The organism is Aquiflexum lacus, assembly GCF_015476655.1.
GTDB classification, from domain to species: Bacteria; Bacteroidota; Bacteroidia; order Cytophagales; family Cyclobacteriaceae; genus Aquiflexum; species Aquiflexum lacus.
The window spans coordinates 97049-112874 of sequence record NZ_JABFHF010000001.1 but is presented as its reverse complement, the minus strand read 5'-3'; the positions used below and the strand labels follow the sequence as shown (position 1 = coordinate 112874).

The 15826-nt window shown below is 41.9% G+C and carries 9 protein-coding genes; 1 reads left to right on the top strand and 8 read right to left on the bottom strand.

The annotated features are described in order from the left end of the window. The first annotated feature begins 44 nt into the window (after positions 1–44). Positions 45–1421 (top strand): sulfatase family protein, encoded by a 1377-nt coding sequence (locus tag HMJ38_RS00455; RefSeq protein WP_194972407.1) that lies wholly within the window; start codon positions 45–47, stop codon positions 1419–1421. Between the two features lie 22 nt (positions 1422–1443). On the opposite strand, the gene HMJ38_RS00450 is transcribed toward HMJ38_RS00455, so the two are convergent. The 8 genes from HMJ38_RS00450 to HMJ38_RS00415 form a co-directional block, all read right to left on the bottom strand. Continuing rightward, positions 1444–2250 carry an alpha/beta fold hydrolase gene (locus HMJ38_RS00450; RefSeq protein ID WP_194972406.1) on the bottom strand — a complete coding sequence of 269 codons (807 nt, stop codon included), beginning with the start codon at positions 2248–2250 and terminating at the stop codon, positions 1444–1446. 266 nt (positions 2251–2516) lie between these two features. Next, complete coding sequence (locus HMJ38_RS00445; protein WP_228779809.1) at positions 2517–3341, bottom strand: sugar phosphate isomerase/epimerase family protein; 825 nt, start codon at positions 3339–3341, stop codon at positions 2517–2519. Positions 3342–3352: 11 nt separating this feature from the next. Further along, complete coding sequence (locus HMJ38_RS00440) at positions 3353–4756, bottom strand: aminopeptidase P family protein (protein ID WP_194972405.1); 1404 nt, start codon at positions 4754–4756, stop codon at positions 3353–3355. A gap of 169 nt (positions 4757–4925) precedes the next feature. Then, positions 4926–7151: a S9 family peptidase gene (locus tag HMJ38_RS00435; RefSeq protein WP_194972404.1), complete on the bottom strand. Its 2226-nt coding sequence runs from the start codon at positions 7149–7151 to the stop codon at positions 4926–4928. Between the two features lie 207 nt (positions 7152–7358). Then, the gene (locus tag HMJ38_RS00430) at positions 7359–8936 is read right to left on the bottom strand and encodes a sulfatase family protein (RefSeq protein WP_194972403.1); all 1578 of its coding nucleotides are present in this window, start codon (positions 8934–8936) and stop codon (positions 7359–7361) included. A gap of 152 nt (positions 8937–9088) precedes the next feature. Further along, the gene (locus tag HMJ38_RS00425) at positions 9089–11815 is read right to left on the bottom strand and encodes a DUF6797 domain-containing protein (RefSeq protein WP_194972402.1); all 2727 of its coding nucleotides are present in this window, start codon (positions 11813–11815) and stop codon (positions 9089–9091) included. 25 nt (positions 11816–11840) lie between these two features. Then, positions 11841–12296 carry a nuclear transport factor 2 family protein gene (locus HMJ38_RS00420; RefSeq protein ID WP_194972401.1) on the bottom strand — a complete coding sequence of 152 codons (456 nt, stop codon included), beginning with the start codon at positions 12294–12296 and terminating at the stop codon, positions 11841–11843. A gap of 221 nt (positions 12297–12517) precedes the next feature. Continuing rightward, entirely contained in the window at positions 12518–15691 is a 3174-nt protein-coding gene (locus HMJ38_RS00415; protein WP_194972400.1) for a PVC-type heme-binding CxxCH protein, read from the bottom strand. Positions 15692–15826: the final 135 nt, after the last annotated feature.

Genomic DNA, 15826 nt, shown 5'->3' with positions numbered 1-15826 from the left:
CATGCCATGATCAACATTTACAAATTCAAAAATTTCTAAAAAATATGGGCAAAATCCTTGTGTTATCCATCGCTTTCATCGCAAGCTTAAGTTTCCCCGGTTTTTCTCAGGAAAACCGGCCCAATATCATTTTCATCCTGACAGATGATCAAAGGTGGGATGCTTTGGGATTTGCAGGGAACAATTTAATCCATACTCCTGAAATGGACCGACTTGCCTCAGAAGGGGTGTTTTTTGAAAACGCCTTTGTAACCACACCCATCTGTGCAGCGAGTAGGGCCAGTATTTTAACGGGAACTTATGAGAGGACACATGGCCATACTTTTGGACAAGGGGAAATCAAACAGCAATTTATTGATCAATCCTATCCTGCTTTGATGAGAAATAGTGGTTACAACACCGGCTTTTTCGGGAAATTCGGTATCAATTATTCCGGTTTTGAGGGGCTTTTTGATATTGGTGAGAATTACGACAGGTTGGACCGCTACAAAGATAGAAGGGGTTATTTCTATAAAACCCTCGGGATGGATACAGTTCATTTGACCCGCTATACGGGCCAAAAAGCCATTGAATTTATTCGCCAAGCTCCCAAAGAAAAGCCATTTATGCTTTCTTTGAGTTTCAGTGCCCCGCATGCCCATGATCCGGCAGAGGAGCAATATTTTTGGGAGAAGGAATTTGATTCATTGTATGCATCACAATATTTTCCCGAACCTCTTTTAAGTGATCAGAAATATTTTGATGCGCAACCCGCCTATGTTCGGGAAGGTGAAAACCGTAACCGTTGGCATTGGAGATTCGACACCGAGGAAAAATACCAAAGGAGTTTGAAGGGATACTTCAGGATGATTTCGGAAATTGATCATGAAATCGGATTGATAAGGGAAGAGTTAAGAAAACAGGGAAAGGATAAAAATACGGTTATCATTTTCATGAGTGACAACGGCTATTTTTTAGGAGAACGTCAACTGGCCGGAAAGTGGTTGATGTATGATAATTCCCTGCGGGTTCCTATGATTATTTATGATCCAAGATCGACACAAAGCCGAAAAGTAAATGACATGGTTTTGAATATTGATATAGCGCCGACACTTTTAGATCTTGCCGGTCTGGAAATTCCAAAATCCTGGCAAGGTTTAAGCCTGACTGGATTTTTAGAGGAAAACAGTCCTGATTTGGAACGGGAAGATTTTATATGCGAACATCTTTGGCAGGTGGATATTATAGCACCAAGCGAAGGCCTTAGAACCAAAGACTGGAAATATTTCCGTTACATCAATGATCCCCAGCATGAGGAATTATATGATTTGAAATCAGATCCTTTAGAAAAGAATAACCTTGCCTTGAATCCTGCATTTCAGGACCGATTAACAGAAATGAGAGGAAAGTTTGAGGATAAAGAAAAGCAATTGAGAAAATAATCCATTTCAATACTTACCAACTTCATTTAAGATTCTTCAACCACTGATCAACCCTCTCATTAAAATCCTCCAGATTCTCCCAATGAAAAGCATGGCCGCTTTTCGGATAAATATGCAATATGGAATTGGGGATGGCTGCGGCAACTTCCTTGGTCATCCACTGAGGTGTAAATACATCTTCCTCACCTCCTAAAACAAAAGTCGGACAAGTCACTTTTTCCAAATCATCCAAAACAGAATGCGAAACACACGCTGCAGCCTGCCCTTCCAGCCCGATCAATGGTTGGGGATTGGGATCCAAAGCTGCATTTTTCCGGTCTTCCAACAAGCCTTTATGAAAATCCTCATCATCCCAAGACTTCTTGGAAAAAATCAACAACTGAATATACACACTGAATTCCTCGGGTTTGAGTCTTGCCTTACAATCTATCATATGCTGAAAAATGGCCTTGGCCGTATTGTCACATCTGGCCCAAGGACACATCAGCACCAAAGCTTTGACCCTTGTTGGGAAGTGAATGGCCAATTGCTGGGCGATGATACTACCCATAGATACGCCGACCACCTTTACAACCCCCAAACCCAAATAATCCAAAACCCCAATGCAATCCTGGGTCATTTGAAAGGAAGTGTAGGGTCCTGCAGGTTTGTCGGATTTGCCGACTCCTCTGTTGTCCACTAGGATACAGCGAAAGGATTTTGCCCAATGAGCTACATGTTTTTCCCAGACCGATCCCGGTGCAGTGATTCCCATGATCAAAAGCAAAGGTTCTCCCGAACCTCTTTCTTCGAAGTAGATATTGATTCCGTTGGTGTTTATTGTAGGCATGTTTTTCAATTTTTTTTAGAATGGCTACAGATATTTTCAGCCTATTCTACCACTATACAAATCCGAGATAGGGAAAATAAGATCGTAATCATTCCAGTTAAGGTTACCTTCTAATTGTACATCAGGGGATTCCTCCTTGCGTCGGAATGACGTCCCCTTTTTATCTTGGCTCCCATAAATTCTTCGGGGCAGGCATTGTCTCTTGGTTCTTGTTTCTTGGATCTTGTTCAAACTCAAAGCAATCTAACGTCTCAAATCTCACGTCTCTATTTCAACCCCGGCACCAATACCTCATTCACCCACTTCCCATCATGCAGCGTAACAAAATCCGGATCTTCAAGTGCCTCTTGTCCTTCATCCTCACAGATAATCCATCCGGCATATCCGGTATCTTTTAACCATTGGGTAATGCCTAACAGATCCACTTTCCCATTTCCCATCAGGGCAAACTCAGGATTTCCGTCCCAGTCCTTGTAATGTACATGGTTGATGATGGATTGGTATTCTTTCATTTTGGCTAGGGGATCCATGCCGCCGTTGATGATATGCCCCACGTCAGGGCACCAACCTGTAGCCGAGAGATCCAAGCCTTCCAAAATCACTTTATAATCTTCCTCAGTTCTGGTAATGGAGGTATGCGGTGAATTGGGATGAAAACTGCTTTCCACTCCTTTTTCCTTTGCCCTTCGGGAAACTGTATTCACTATATCCGTCAGGCTTTTTCTTCTTTGAACAAGGTCATGACGACCCGTCGGGATCTGAACGGTACAAAGAAGTGAACCTGGAAATCTCTTCAACAGCTCTATGGCATTGTCAGCTACTTTCCGCTCTTCTTCTGTCTCTTCTTTCCCGTTCCAGTCCAATGCTAAAGCAACAGCAGCCAATTCGATCCCCTGTTCTTTGAGTTTTTCCTCCAGCAAAACCGGATCTGAAAGTTTACCCATCCAAGAAAAAATAGGCTGGATTCCTGTAAAACCCGCTTTGGAAATGATCTCGATCATGTGACCCAATTGATCCCTGTAAGTTTCTCCGTTGTTGTTCATATACCAGGTATAAACCTCAGCGCCGAATTTGAATGGTAGTTTTTTCATTTTATTGATTATTATAGGTTTGATTGTTTTTCTCTAAGCTGCTCCACGTCTTTAATTTCAATTTCCAAAGGCTCCCCCAGTAACTTTGAACCGGTCTCAATAATTAAATAAGCATCCTCTACCCGAATACCTCCAAAATACCTGTATTGGGCTAATTTTTTGTAGTCTATGAAATCACTGTGCCGATTTTCTGCCTGCCACTGTTCGATCAGTTTTGGGATAAAATAAATCCCGGGTTCGATGGTAATTACAAATCCTTTTTCAAGTTCTTTCCCCAATCGGAGTGATTTCAGGCCAAACTGACTGCTTTTTTTAAGCTCTTCTGTGTATCCTACATATTCCTCCCCCAAATCTTCCATATCGTGGACATCCAATCCCATCATATGACCCAAACCACACTGAAAAAACAAAGCATGGGCTCCCTGATCCACTGCTTCATCCAGATTGCCTTTCATGATTCCCAGATCATTCAATCCCTCTGCCAGTTTTCTGCATGCCAAGAGATGAACCTCTTTGAATCTAATCCCGGGCCTTAATGCCGCAACAGCAGCTTGGTAGGCATTGAGTACGATTTGATAGATTTCTTTTTGGCTATCGGAAAACCTGGATCCAACCGGAATTGTCCGCGTAATATCACCTGCATAATGCATATCCGACTCAGCACCAAAATCCCCCAAAAGCATTTTTCCCTCCTTAAGGGTATTTGAATAATTATGGTTATGTAGAATCTGTCCCTCAATGGTAATGATTGGAGGGAAGGAAACATTACCGCCATGGGAAAGTGCTTCTCCGGTCACAAGGCCAAGAAGTTCATATTCTTTCATTCCGGGTTTGGCTTGTTGCATCAATTTTTTGTGCATGCTTACGCTGATATTCACCGCCTTGGTTATTTCCAGGATTTCCTCATCCGATTTGATTGACCTTAAAGAGACTACTGACTTAATAAAATCCACAGAAACCAGGGAAGGGATTTCCTGTGGAGATTTATTGAGCCAACTAGCGAGCTTTTGTAAATTTTCCGGTCGATAGGGAGGTAGATAATGGATTGGCCGATCGGACAGGGAAGCCAAAAACTTAGTGATTTCACTTTTCGGTTTGGTTTTTTCTACTCCTACCTTTATTGCCAAATCAGAAAGCGGAGGATGAGGCCCTTGCCAAATCGTTTCTTCAGTGGTCAAATTGTCTCCAAATAAAATCTCCACATCCTGATCAATATCTATGACCGCTGTAAGCCCCGGCATATCCAACCCAAAAAAATAAAGAAAGGTACTGTCCTGCCTAAAGGGATACCAGTTGTCCTTGAAGTTGCTGCTGCTTTCTTCATTCCCCAAGAAAAGCAGGACCCCTGAGCCCATTTTTTTCTTTAATTGAGCCCTGCGTTCTTGATAGGTAGCTGTTGAAAAGATTTTATTCATGTTTTAATAATTGGTTGGATACTTAGGTTAAAATCGCAATTCATTTCTTTTAATTTATCTGTCAAATAAATAAAACGGTTGAATCCATTGCCTTTTCTTCCGTCTTCCGTCTTCCGTCCCATTTAAACAGCTTTTGGCCTAACCAGAAAGATAGCGTCTATTCATAAGTTTACCTCCCCCCCGCTGGTAAACTTCTTAACCAGAAAGTCTTCATCGTTTCCCTGAGATGTAGAGAGGTGTTTTCCCTTTCATTGATCCCGTGGGCCCGCATCGGATAGGACATCATGGAGAATTGTTTGTTGAATTTGATCAATTTGTTCACCAGCATTTCGAAACTCTGGTAATGCACATTATCGTCTGCCGTGCCATGGATGACCATCAGGTCTCCTTGTAGGTTTTCAGCATAAGTGATAGGGGAACCATCAATGTATCCTTTTTCATTGTCTTCCAGTAATCCCATGTACCGCTCCTGATAGGTAGCATCATAAAGCCTTTGGTCGGACACAAAGGCCAAGGCCAAACCTGCTTTATAAAATTCCGGAAAGCGGAACATTAAATTAAGCGTCATCTGTCCTCCTCCACTCCATCCCCAGGAACCTACCCTAGAAGGATCGATAAAATCATAGGTTTTGAGAATCTTTTCAACCGCAGCTTTTTGATCATAGGATGCCAAAATGCCGATCTGCCCATAAATGGATTTGCGCCAATCTCTTCCTCTTGGTGTTTTGGTACCGCGATTATCAATGCTGATGACTACATATCCTAATTTTGCCAAGTAGTGATGCCATAAGTCACCATCCATCCAAGCATCCTGAACGGTAGAACTTGCAGGTTCCCCATAGACAAAAGCGATCAGTGGATACTTTTTGCCAGGATCAAAGCCCTTCGGCTTGATCATCCATCCATCCAGAACCACATCTCCGATATCCACCTTGAAAAATTCCTTAGGATTCAGACCCAAATCGGAATACTTCTGCTTTAATTCCTGATTTTCTTCCAAGACCCTGATATTTTTATGGTTTGGTAAGCTGACCAAGGAATAAACCGGAGGAGTGGTGGTATTTTGGAAGGTATGAATGGCAAATCTGGAATCAGTCGAAATTTGATATGCATTTTGTCCTGAAAGATCTAAGGGGGTAATCCGCTCTGCTTTTCCTCTTTTCTTAAGCGAACTGCGATAAAGGTAACGTTGTGTGAAATTGTCTGGAGAAGCGATGTAATACACATAACCGCTGGCAGGATCTATATGACTGATGCGTTCTACATCAAATTCCCCCGCAGTTACTAATTCGGCTGATTTGCCATCTCTGGAAACTTTATACAAATGCAACCAACCATCTCTTTCGCTGGTCCATGTAAAATATTTCTCCCCATCCAACCAACGGATATTGTCATGAATATCCAGAAAAGCATCGTCCTCTTCGACCAAGATTTTTGACAAATCCATGGTCTGGATATTTGCAGTCCAAACTGTATTGGTATTTTGGCGGCGGTTAAGCTGTTGCACCATCACTTCCTGAGAATTAGGGATAAAATCCATTCTTGCCAGGTAGTTGTTTCTGGGATCTCCCGGAAAATCAAACCACCTGGTCTCTCCTCCTGAGGCGGAGACTACCCCGACTTTAACCGCTGACAAGGTGTGCCCAACCTTTGGATAAGGTAAAGGGATGGGCTTTGAATAAATGGAATCAATATTATTGATCAAATAAAAAGTACCTACCCCTTTGGTATCAGAACGCCAATAAGCAATGTTCTCCCCATCGGGGCTCCATCTGAATCCGTCTCTGCAATTTAATTCTTCCTCGTATACCCAATCAAAAGTCCCGTTGATGATGTCTTTATCTCCATCTGCGGTAATTTGGGTTATTTGCCCTGATCCGAGAGATTCCACAAAGATGTTGTTTTGACTAACGTACCCTACTCTGGTAGCATCGGGTGAAAATTTGGCGAACATCAGCGTGGTAGCTGGGATTCCTTTGCCCAATTGACTCAGTTTGCGGGTTTGCAAATCCAGAACCCAATAATCACCTCGGGTATGATACCGCCAAACTTTCCTGGTATTGGTAAAAATAAGCAGTTTGCTGTTGTCTTCTGACCAATGATAATCTGCCACAGTCAGCGGTTTACTAAGCCCGGAAGGAATTAACTCTTCAGCAGAAATCAAGATTGATCTATCGCCTGAGCGCGCATCGTACCGAACAATATCATCCCCTTCAATTCTATTGCTTTTTTCTATGCTGGAATATCCTGAGCCGTCTTTCATCCAGCGTATTGGACCAAATCGATTCTGCCTGTAAATACCGTTTTTGTAGATATCAGGTAAGGTGAGTTCTGATTGAGAAAATACTTCTCCCCCTAAAAAAAACATAAATAAAATTACTATATACCTCATCATAATATGGTTTAAATCATCAAAGCATTATTAAATATTACCAAAAGAGTTAAAGTCTGTAATATACCTTGTGTTGATCAAACCAACAACCTTGAATCGCATAAGCAGCAGTAAATTATTTCAAAGAATTTGAGCGTAAAACAGTACAAAAGCATTTTTAAAAGTTTATAAAGAGCTGATTTCAAGTTTTTGAATTTTGACTAGTTACTTCTAATCATTATTAGAAATACTTTTTTCAATAAACTGCCGGTTTAATTCATCCGAATCACCGAATTCAACCCTCAGTTCTTCCAATCTGGTATGCAGGCTTTTTTTGATATCAGCGTAGTTAGGGTCATTGTATACACTGTTCATTTCATCGGGATCATTTTTCAAATCATACATTTCCCATTCGTCTACATCATAATAAAAATGAATCAGTTTATACCTGTCGGTTCTCACCCCATAGTGCCTTTTGACCATATGGGGGCCCGGATATTCATAATAATGATAATAAATGGCATCCCTCCAGGGAAGAGTACCTCCGGAAGCCAAAGTTCGCCATGATTTTCCCTGCATATCTGATGGAATGGACAATCCGGCATAATCCAAAATTGTAGGAGCATGGTCTAAATTCAAAACCATTTCATTCACCACGGTGCCTGGTTTGATTTCCTTGGGATACCTGACCAACAGCGGTGTACTGAGTGATTGTTCGTACATGAAGCGCTTATCATACCAACCATGCTCACCCAAATAAAATCCTTGATCAGAAGTGTAAATAATAAGGGTTTTATCCAAAAGGCCCTTAGCCTCCAAATAATCTAGTACCTTTCCGATACCATCATCTACCGATTTCACTACTTTCAAATAATCCCTCAAATAACGGTGAAACATGAATTTTGCAAGTTCTTCTTTAGGGGGCATTTCTTTTAAGAATGCTTCATTGGTAGGGCTGTAAACGGCATTCCAAGCTTGCATTTGCTCTTTTGTCATCCTCCCGAAAGGTGCCACTAAACGGCTGGGTTCACCGGTAAAAGGATTTTTCTCAAACTTCATGTCCCAGCCCCAGAACATATCATTGACTATCTCCATTTCCTGTTCCTTTGCTGCACGCCCTCTCCCTGCATACGCATCAAAAAAGTTATGGGGAAATTCAAACGCTATATCCTCATAAAGATCCAGGTATTTTTCTTCAGGCATCCAATTCCGATGGGGGGCTTTGGTATGGTAATTAATGGCAAATGGTTTTTCCCTATCCCAATCATTTTCAAGCCAATCAACTACAAACTCTGGGATAAGGGCTTCACAATGGCCTTCAAACTTCAACTCTTCCACACCATTCCTTATAAATTCCGGGTTATAATAATTGCCTTGATCGGGCAGGGTCAGTGAATAATCATATCCCTGAGGCTTGCCGGAAAGGTGAATTTTCCCAATCAGGGCGGTTTCGTATCCTGCTTCCCTTAACAATTTCGGGTAAGTCATCTGACTCCAATCAAATGGCGCAACATTGTCCACTTTTCCGTTCAAATGACTGTACTTACCAGTAAGCAAAACAGCGCGGCTTGGAGCACAAATGGAATTGGTCACAAAACTATTTCTAAAAAGGGCTCCTTCTTTAGCCAATCGGTTCATATTTGGGAAATACACAGTGTCCAAAAGCCCCAGCCCATAAGTGTGCAAAGCTTTTTGGGTATGGTCATCCGTCATGATGAACAGAATATTCGGCCTATCCTGTGCCATGGCTGTTCCGAAATGAAGTATAAACAAGACGAATATTAAAAACAGTATCCCTTTGTTTTTCATTTTTGTTATTTTCTAGAATTGATCATTATTAGCCTCTATGCATTTTCCAAACAATTCAACAAACCATCCACGCCAAAAAACTTTGAAAAGACAAATCCCTGTATCTAACTTATTATCATCCCCATATTATAAGAATTGATTTCAAAGCAAGTCTATGGATTTCCCCCTAATTGATGGATGGTATTCTGAATCAATCCATCTACTTTTTCGCCTTTCTCACTCTTTAGATGGAAATCAATCTCCATTACCCAAGTAGGTTTTATATTCGGGATGGTTAGTATGATTGATTTTTTGTCCATGCTCAAGGTCACATTAGTAACTTCCAATGTTTGTTCATTATAATGTTTTGATCCGTACTTTCTGGACCTTAATAAATCCCAGGTTTTGACAGTATAGTTATTGATATCCTCCACACTGTTTGTTTCCAATTTATCTGTAAAGGCCAATTCAATACCGTCTTTTCTGATCTTCAATCCTTTTGGGATATGCATTGGTTTTTCGGTAACCCTGATCCTGTATAGACCTCCCAATTGTGGCTGTGTAGATCCCCAAGCAGATAAACCACACAAATACAATTGCTCATCACCTGGATTGAAACGTCCGCGCATGACTCCTGTTGAAAATCTCGGTATAGGAAGTTCAAATATCCCGCCCTGTACTTGTTCTCCAATTTTTTCAAATGGCACTACAAAAACTTTTCCGTAACCGTAAGAAAAATTCAACAGTTGCCCGTTCAATGCTCCCCATTTTTTACTGTCCACCCACAAGAGTTCGGAAGGAGATTGGTCTCTTTCCCTTTCCACCCATACCAAGGGCTGCTCCATGCCTGTGTCAGTACTGTCTGAAGGAGGGTTAAACCCGAACATATTTCCATAGAATCCGCCTTCCTTGACCCAATTGATGCGGTTCATTGGATTCCAATGTCCCTCTTGGTCTGTCACTATAAAAGTACCATCGGGATTGATACAAACTCCATTTGCAGCCCTGAATCCTTTGGCAATAATTTCAGACTTCGAACCATCCTTGCTGACCTTCATTAAGGTCCCATGTTGTGGCACCAATGCCTCTCTGGCATGCCTTGCGCTTTTGGCATAATAAAAATTACCCGCTTTATCCGTTTGAAGCCCCATGGCAAATTCATGAAAGTGATCCGTGACCTGATGGTCATTGTTGAAGCTTTCATAAAAATCAGTTTCCATGTCTCCATTGAAATCATGTAATCGGACAAGCTGATCTCTACAAGTGACAAAAATTTCCTCATTGACAACTTTGATTCCCAAAGGTTGAAACAAACCTGAGGCTATCCGCTGCCAAGTGAGCTTCCCAGAATTTTTCATGAAGCCCTCCACCAGCCAAACGTCTCCATCGGTAGAACAGATCACTCCCTTGTTGGGGTCTTTGAAAAAGTCAAGACCACTCAATCTGAACTGATTTTTCCATGGACTGTCAAAAGGCGGATTCATGATATCCACCTGAAAAGGACCTTCCTGCTCCCCAATTTGGATTTCGGTGGTTAATTTTTGAGGATATCTTGCAGGACCTCCTTTGATGAATGGGTTCAAATCTTCCGGCGGGCTGGATGATTTTGTATATTGCGCTAACCCTTCAAGCCCTTGTTTAGCGATCAATAATTTGATTTTTATGGATTGAGAGGAAACAAGTTCCATGACGGTAAACCCATTCTGATCTTTTAATATAGCTCCCTCCCCCAATAAAGCAACAGCTGTTCCGGAAGGGGCGATTCTCATTTTCAAAGGTTTATCAGAAGCTGAAATGTTGAAAGTCCGTGTGAATACCGGCTGATTTTGTACTGTCTCCAAACCGAATGTTTCCAAGATTTTTGCATTGCCCACCGTGTAGGAAATAATCACCTTATCGTCATATTGATAAAGCCCCTTGTAATGAGCCCATTCTCTAGGTAATGGCCCAAACTTCCTTTTATCCCTGGCTGTAAACCTCGGATCATCAAAACTGCCTGTATTGGGGTTAGCCCAAGCAGGTACCACAGGATTTTCAAAATGGAGATCACCTATTGTCCTTGGGGAAATATTGTGTTTTTCATTAAACAGAATTGCTTCCCAGTCTATAAAGCCTTCGCCTGTCCATGCTCCTGCCACTCGCATAAGGTCATGGTCAAACATCATCCAAGCATTGCCTGCTGCCACTCCTCCATTCCCCTGATCCAATCTTACTGCGATTCCTTTGTAGGCATAATTGGCCTTGGTCAAATTTTCATCGGGTAAAGGTGAAGGTCCGGAAGACCTTTCTCTAGGCGGAGCGTTCAAACCCACCAATTCATAGGTATTGATCAAAAAATTACCATAATCCATTTCTGCCCAAGGCTTGAATTCCTTAGGGGCAGGGCCAATACTCCCTCCACTCGGCAAGCTGACCAAATAAGCTGAATCTAGATTGAAATATTGATCAGGATTCTTTTCCAATAAAAAGGTCTCACGGATATAATGAATGAGATCGTATTTTTCCACAGGAGTCAGATTGACCTGCGGAGGCATGGAACCATAGCCTCTTGTCAAAGTTTGGTAGATAGAAAAAGGATCACTGCCTACTTTAAATGAATCTTTCCAGAATTTAAAAGCCGTGGGAAGAGAGCCCTCCTGTTCATGATTCCCGTGACAATTGAAGCAAATATTGTTGTAGATATGTTCTCCTGTCCTAATGGATTCTCCATGTCTATCTCCCCATGCCTCCAACAATCCTCTATGGTCCAGGTTTTTTTCAAAATCCGGAAGGTCTGATTCTGACAAAATAAATCCTGCAATAGCATGGGATTCAGTATTCTCACTTTTATCAGCTTGATTACAACCTATCATCAAAATGAAAACAAGTAGTAAATACATCCTGGATCTAATGCTGTTCATTTTTTTATTTTTTGAGAAGAAAATTTTATTTCCCCTTTAATTCCTCATCCGGTACCGCCATGGTATGATTAGCCAAGAGCACATACTTACCCTTCACTTTGGCGTAGGTTCTCATGAAATGATAGGTTGTTGGGCTTGGGCCCCTGTCCACTATGGTAAACCCGCTTACCACGCCTGTTTTTCCCAAAATCACCACAGTTTGGTCACGGGAAACCCTCCCCTTGGTATTGTCAGCCTGACCATTTTGAATCCGATTTGCCTTAGAAATTACTGCTTCCTTACCATCAATCAAGCTGGCATGATTGTGTACCCAAACAAAATCTTCAGCCAACAGACTATTCAAAAACTCCACATTTGACTCCAAAAGGGCTTTTTCCCAGCCTAGGTCCAGTTTCAATAGTTTCTGATGGTCTTGGGTTTGTGCTACAGATATGAATGCCAAACAGCAAAGGATAAAAGACGTTATTATTATTTTTTTCATGGTATTTTAAAGCTCGTTCAGAAATACGGAAATCATATTTTCTTTTTAATGTCTTTCTTGATTCTAGATTCTTATCCATCGTCAATGAGTCTTTACCTTAATTCCAGAGTAATAGACTTCTCCTAACGTCGAAGTGACAAGGAGAGGCCTTCTCTCAACTCATTCCTCTTCTTGTTTCTTGGCTCTTGATTCTTGGCTCTAATAAACCTCCTCCTTCAAACTCACTTCTCCATCGGATGTTCCTTCAGCAACTCAGCAGGTGAATAGAAACCCTTCCTATCTGCCACTGAGGCCCGGACCTCTTTTACTTTTTCGGGCCGGATGGGAGAAGCTTGGTTGCCGAAGGAATTTCTCACATAAGTCAGGACTGCGGCAATTTCATTGTCATTCAACATGCCTTCATAAGGAGTCATCGGAACTTGTCCCGGATATTCTCTTCCCAATACTTCTATCGGACCTAATAAACCTTTAAGAACCAGTTTGATCAACCGTTCCTCACTACCCAATACCCAAGGCGTACCTACTATCGGTGGAAACAACGAAGCAGAAAGCCCCCTTCCATCGGGCTGATGACAGGTGCTGCAATAACCATCCCTGCTATAGATCTCTTTCCCCATGTTGAACAGTTCCAGATCACCTCCAGAGAGATTGGATTTGATGTCTTCTTCTTTTTTCTCCCGGACGGTCAAGTCATTAATATGAGCAACTGCCGCTTCATGGGCATGTACCATCCAATCGTCCAATGGCATTTTCTCCGCTTCAGCCAAAATCGGCAATCCTTTTTCTCGAGGCAACCAAGATGCCGCTACTATGGCTTCCAATCTTACCCTGCCATGTTCATCTTTCACCGCTTCCATCAATAGTTTATCCTGGTCCTTGACCTGATGCCCTGTATACCTCAAGACCCTTACTGCTGCTGCCCTTGCCTGGTAATCTTTGGCTTTCAGCAATTGTCTAAGAATATCCTGGTCAACTTTATTCACTCCCCAAGTCACCCATAATGCCTCGGTTAAATAATGCTCATACTTGGAATTATTTTTATCCAAACTTGCTGCCCAGGTTTTGATAGCTGAAGTGACTTCATCCGCATTCCGTCCTCTCAATTCTCTCCTGGTTCTATATCGTGCCCTGAATTCAGGAAGTTTCAAGTTATCCAATAACTCAGGGATACTGGCCCCATCTATTTTGGGAGGGGTCACCAAAGGTCTGGAAGGATAGGTAATCCTATAAACCCGTCCATGAACATGGTCACGAAGCGGATCCCTTGCATTATGCTGCATGTGACCTATCAGGACATTGTGCCAATCTATAAAATACAGAGATCCATCTGGTGCAAATTCCATGTCCACAGGCCTGAAATTCCTGTCCGTTCCTTTTACAATGTCCTGTCTGAATTTGGTGGTAAAACCTGTTCCCTGATCGATCATCTGATGTTGTTTCATACCCAAAAATCCAATCGTATTGGCAATCAACATGTCGCCTTGTACCTCATCTGGAAAATGTCTGCTGGAAACAAATTCCAAACCGGAAGTTGGCCGGACTCTTTGGGATTCTTCTATCAGATTTTGGGATTTGTGGGTGGCTTCGCCATACCGTGGAAATACAGATCCCGGCATCATCCACCTCACGTCCGGGCCTGAAGTTTCGGCAAAGAAATTCTGTCCCCAATCATCAAAAGCTATACCCCATGGATTGGGAATGGCCAATTGTGCGGTTCTTTCCAAATGACTCCTGGAAGGATTGAATCTGTAAAAACCGCCGTTGGTGGCCCTGACCGGGCCATAGGATGTTTCCACATTGGTATGCAGGAATACACCCTCTCCCATATAAATCGCCCCGGAAGGATCTGCTGCAAAAGCAGAAATCACATGGTGTGTATCATGGTCATCAAAGCCGCTCAAAAGAATTTCAACTTTATCTGCTTTGTCATCTCCATTGGTGTCAATCAGGATTTTCAGGTTTGTACCTTGGGATACATACACCCCTTCCGGAGCAATTTCAAAGCCCATGGGCAAATGAAGCCCATCTGCAAAAATCGTCTGCTTGTCTGCCTTTCCATCTCCATTGGTATCTTCCAAAATAATGATTTTATCATTTGGTTTACTGTCACCCGGTTTGTAATGCGGGTAACTTGGACAGGTAGCAACCCAAAGCCTTCCTTTGTTGTCAAAACTCATCTGAACAGGATTTGCCAAATCGGGAAATTCTACTTCAGAAGCAAAAAGATCAATTTTGTAACCTTCAGGAACCGTCAATGTATTTAAGGCATCTTCTCCATAAAGGTATTCCAAACTACCATTTTGTTGGGGATTGAAATTGGTCTGAACGGGTGGAAGATCCCTGGTGTTTTGATCTGCCGCAACCAAATCCATTTTTTCACCATTGGATGCCTTCCAAATGGCCTCATCCCTTATGGCCGTCATTTGTCGGATTTTCTCCAATTCCGCCGGATAGTTGTCCGGCCCAAAAGGCTTGTAGCGTCTTCCATAAACATGGACTCCATTGGGGGATTTGTAATCACTGTGCCACATCCAGTTTTTTTCCATAACCATTTCTTGGATCAATTCCCGATGTTGTTCAGTTTTTGGTTTTACTTTCCCAAAAACTTTATCCGCCAACAACACCGCTAATTTTTTATAACCTTCCTCATTCAATTGGGAACCATCAATGGTCAAAGGCTCATCGGAGGAATCATACCATTTTTTGAAAGGTTCAAAAGCATCCACAAAAAGCACTTGGTTTTTTTCCGAAACCTCTTTCATCGCCTTGGTGTACAACAAAAGGTTTTCATTTTCCTTTTTACCATTCGGCAAATCCCTTAAAGTAGAAAGGTCCTCAAATGCTATAGGTGAAATAATCGCAAGCTTGGGTGAATATGTTCCATTATATTGTTGGCGAAGGGTATGTTTGATAAATGCATCCAACTCGGCCTTATAATTATCCAGCCCCTCTTTTCCCTGAAAAGACTCATTATAACCAAAAAATGCCAAAATAATATCTGCTTCATGTCTGCTTAACCATTCATCCGGAGTTTCATAATGACCTTGGGAGTCAGAATAATTAGCCAATTCGGTCTGAAAATCCTCAGCCCCGGGAAATGCCCATGGAGATACCCTTCCTGAATGCGGTCTGAAACCGGGAGTATTACCTGCATCAGCCATATTTCGGATATACAACAGACTATCTGGAAACCTGACATGCATTTCTGTTTCAAATGTCCCATATTCCATCATCCGCGAGCCCAGATTATTTCCGACGAGCATGATGTGTGCTCCTTTTTGGAATTCCAAGGACTCATCTTGGCTACATTGGAATGCAGTCATCGAAATCAAAAATAAAACAGCTATCCTGATGAGGCCATTGAGTCTGATTCCTGAGGGATTTATTTTTTTCATAAGGTATTTTTAGAAAGAACAGTGGGAATCTGTCCAATTTGGTTCAAAATTCTAATGTCGAAGATTCCTAATAAATAAGTATATGCTATCCTGCATTATCCTGTTTGGAAATCCATAAAAGGTATAAATAGAAAA

Bases quoted from the DNA above. Each gene is read 5' to 3' on its own strand.
- HMJ38_RS00455 (WP_194972407.1), top strand. From the start codon at position 45: ATGGGCAAAATCCTTGTGTTATCCATCGCTTTCATCGCAAGCTTAAGT.
- HMJ38_RS00450 (WP_194972406.1), bottom strand. From the start codon at position 2,250: ATGCCTACAATAAACACCAACGGAATCAATATCTACTTCGAAGAAAGA.
- HMJ38_RS00445 (WP_228779809.1), bottom strand. From the start codon at position 3,341: ATGAAAAAACTACCATTCAAATTCGGCGCTGAGGTTTATACCTGGTAT.
- HMJ38_RS00440 (WP_194972405.1), bottom strand. From the start codon at position 4,756: ATGAATAAAATCTTTTCAACAGCTACCTATCAAGAACGCAGGGCTCAA.
- HMJ38_RS00435 (WP_194972404.1), bottom strand. From the start codon at position 7,151: ATGATGAGGTATATAGTAATTTTATTTATGTTTTTTTTAGGGGGAGAA.
- HMJ38_RS00430 (WP_194972403.1), bottom strand. From the start codon at position 8,936: ATGAAAAACAAAGGGATACTGTTTTTAATATTCGTCTTGTTTATACTT.
- HMJ38_RS00425 (WP_194972402.1), bottom strand. From the start codon at position 11,815: ATGAACAGCATTAGATCCAGGATGTATTTACTACTTGTTTTCATTTTG.
- HMJ38_RS00420 (WP_194972401.1), bottom strand. From the start codon at position 12,296: ATGAAAAAAATAATAATAACGTCTTTTATCCTTTGCTGTTTGGCATTC.
- HMJ38_RS00415 (WP_194972400.1), bottom strand. From the start codon at position 15,691: ATGAAAAAAATAAATCCCTCAGGAATCAGACTCAATGGCCTCATCAGG.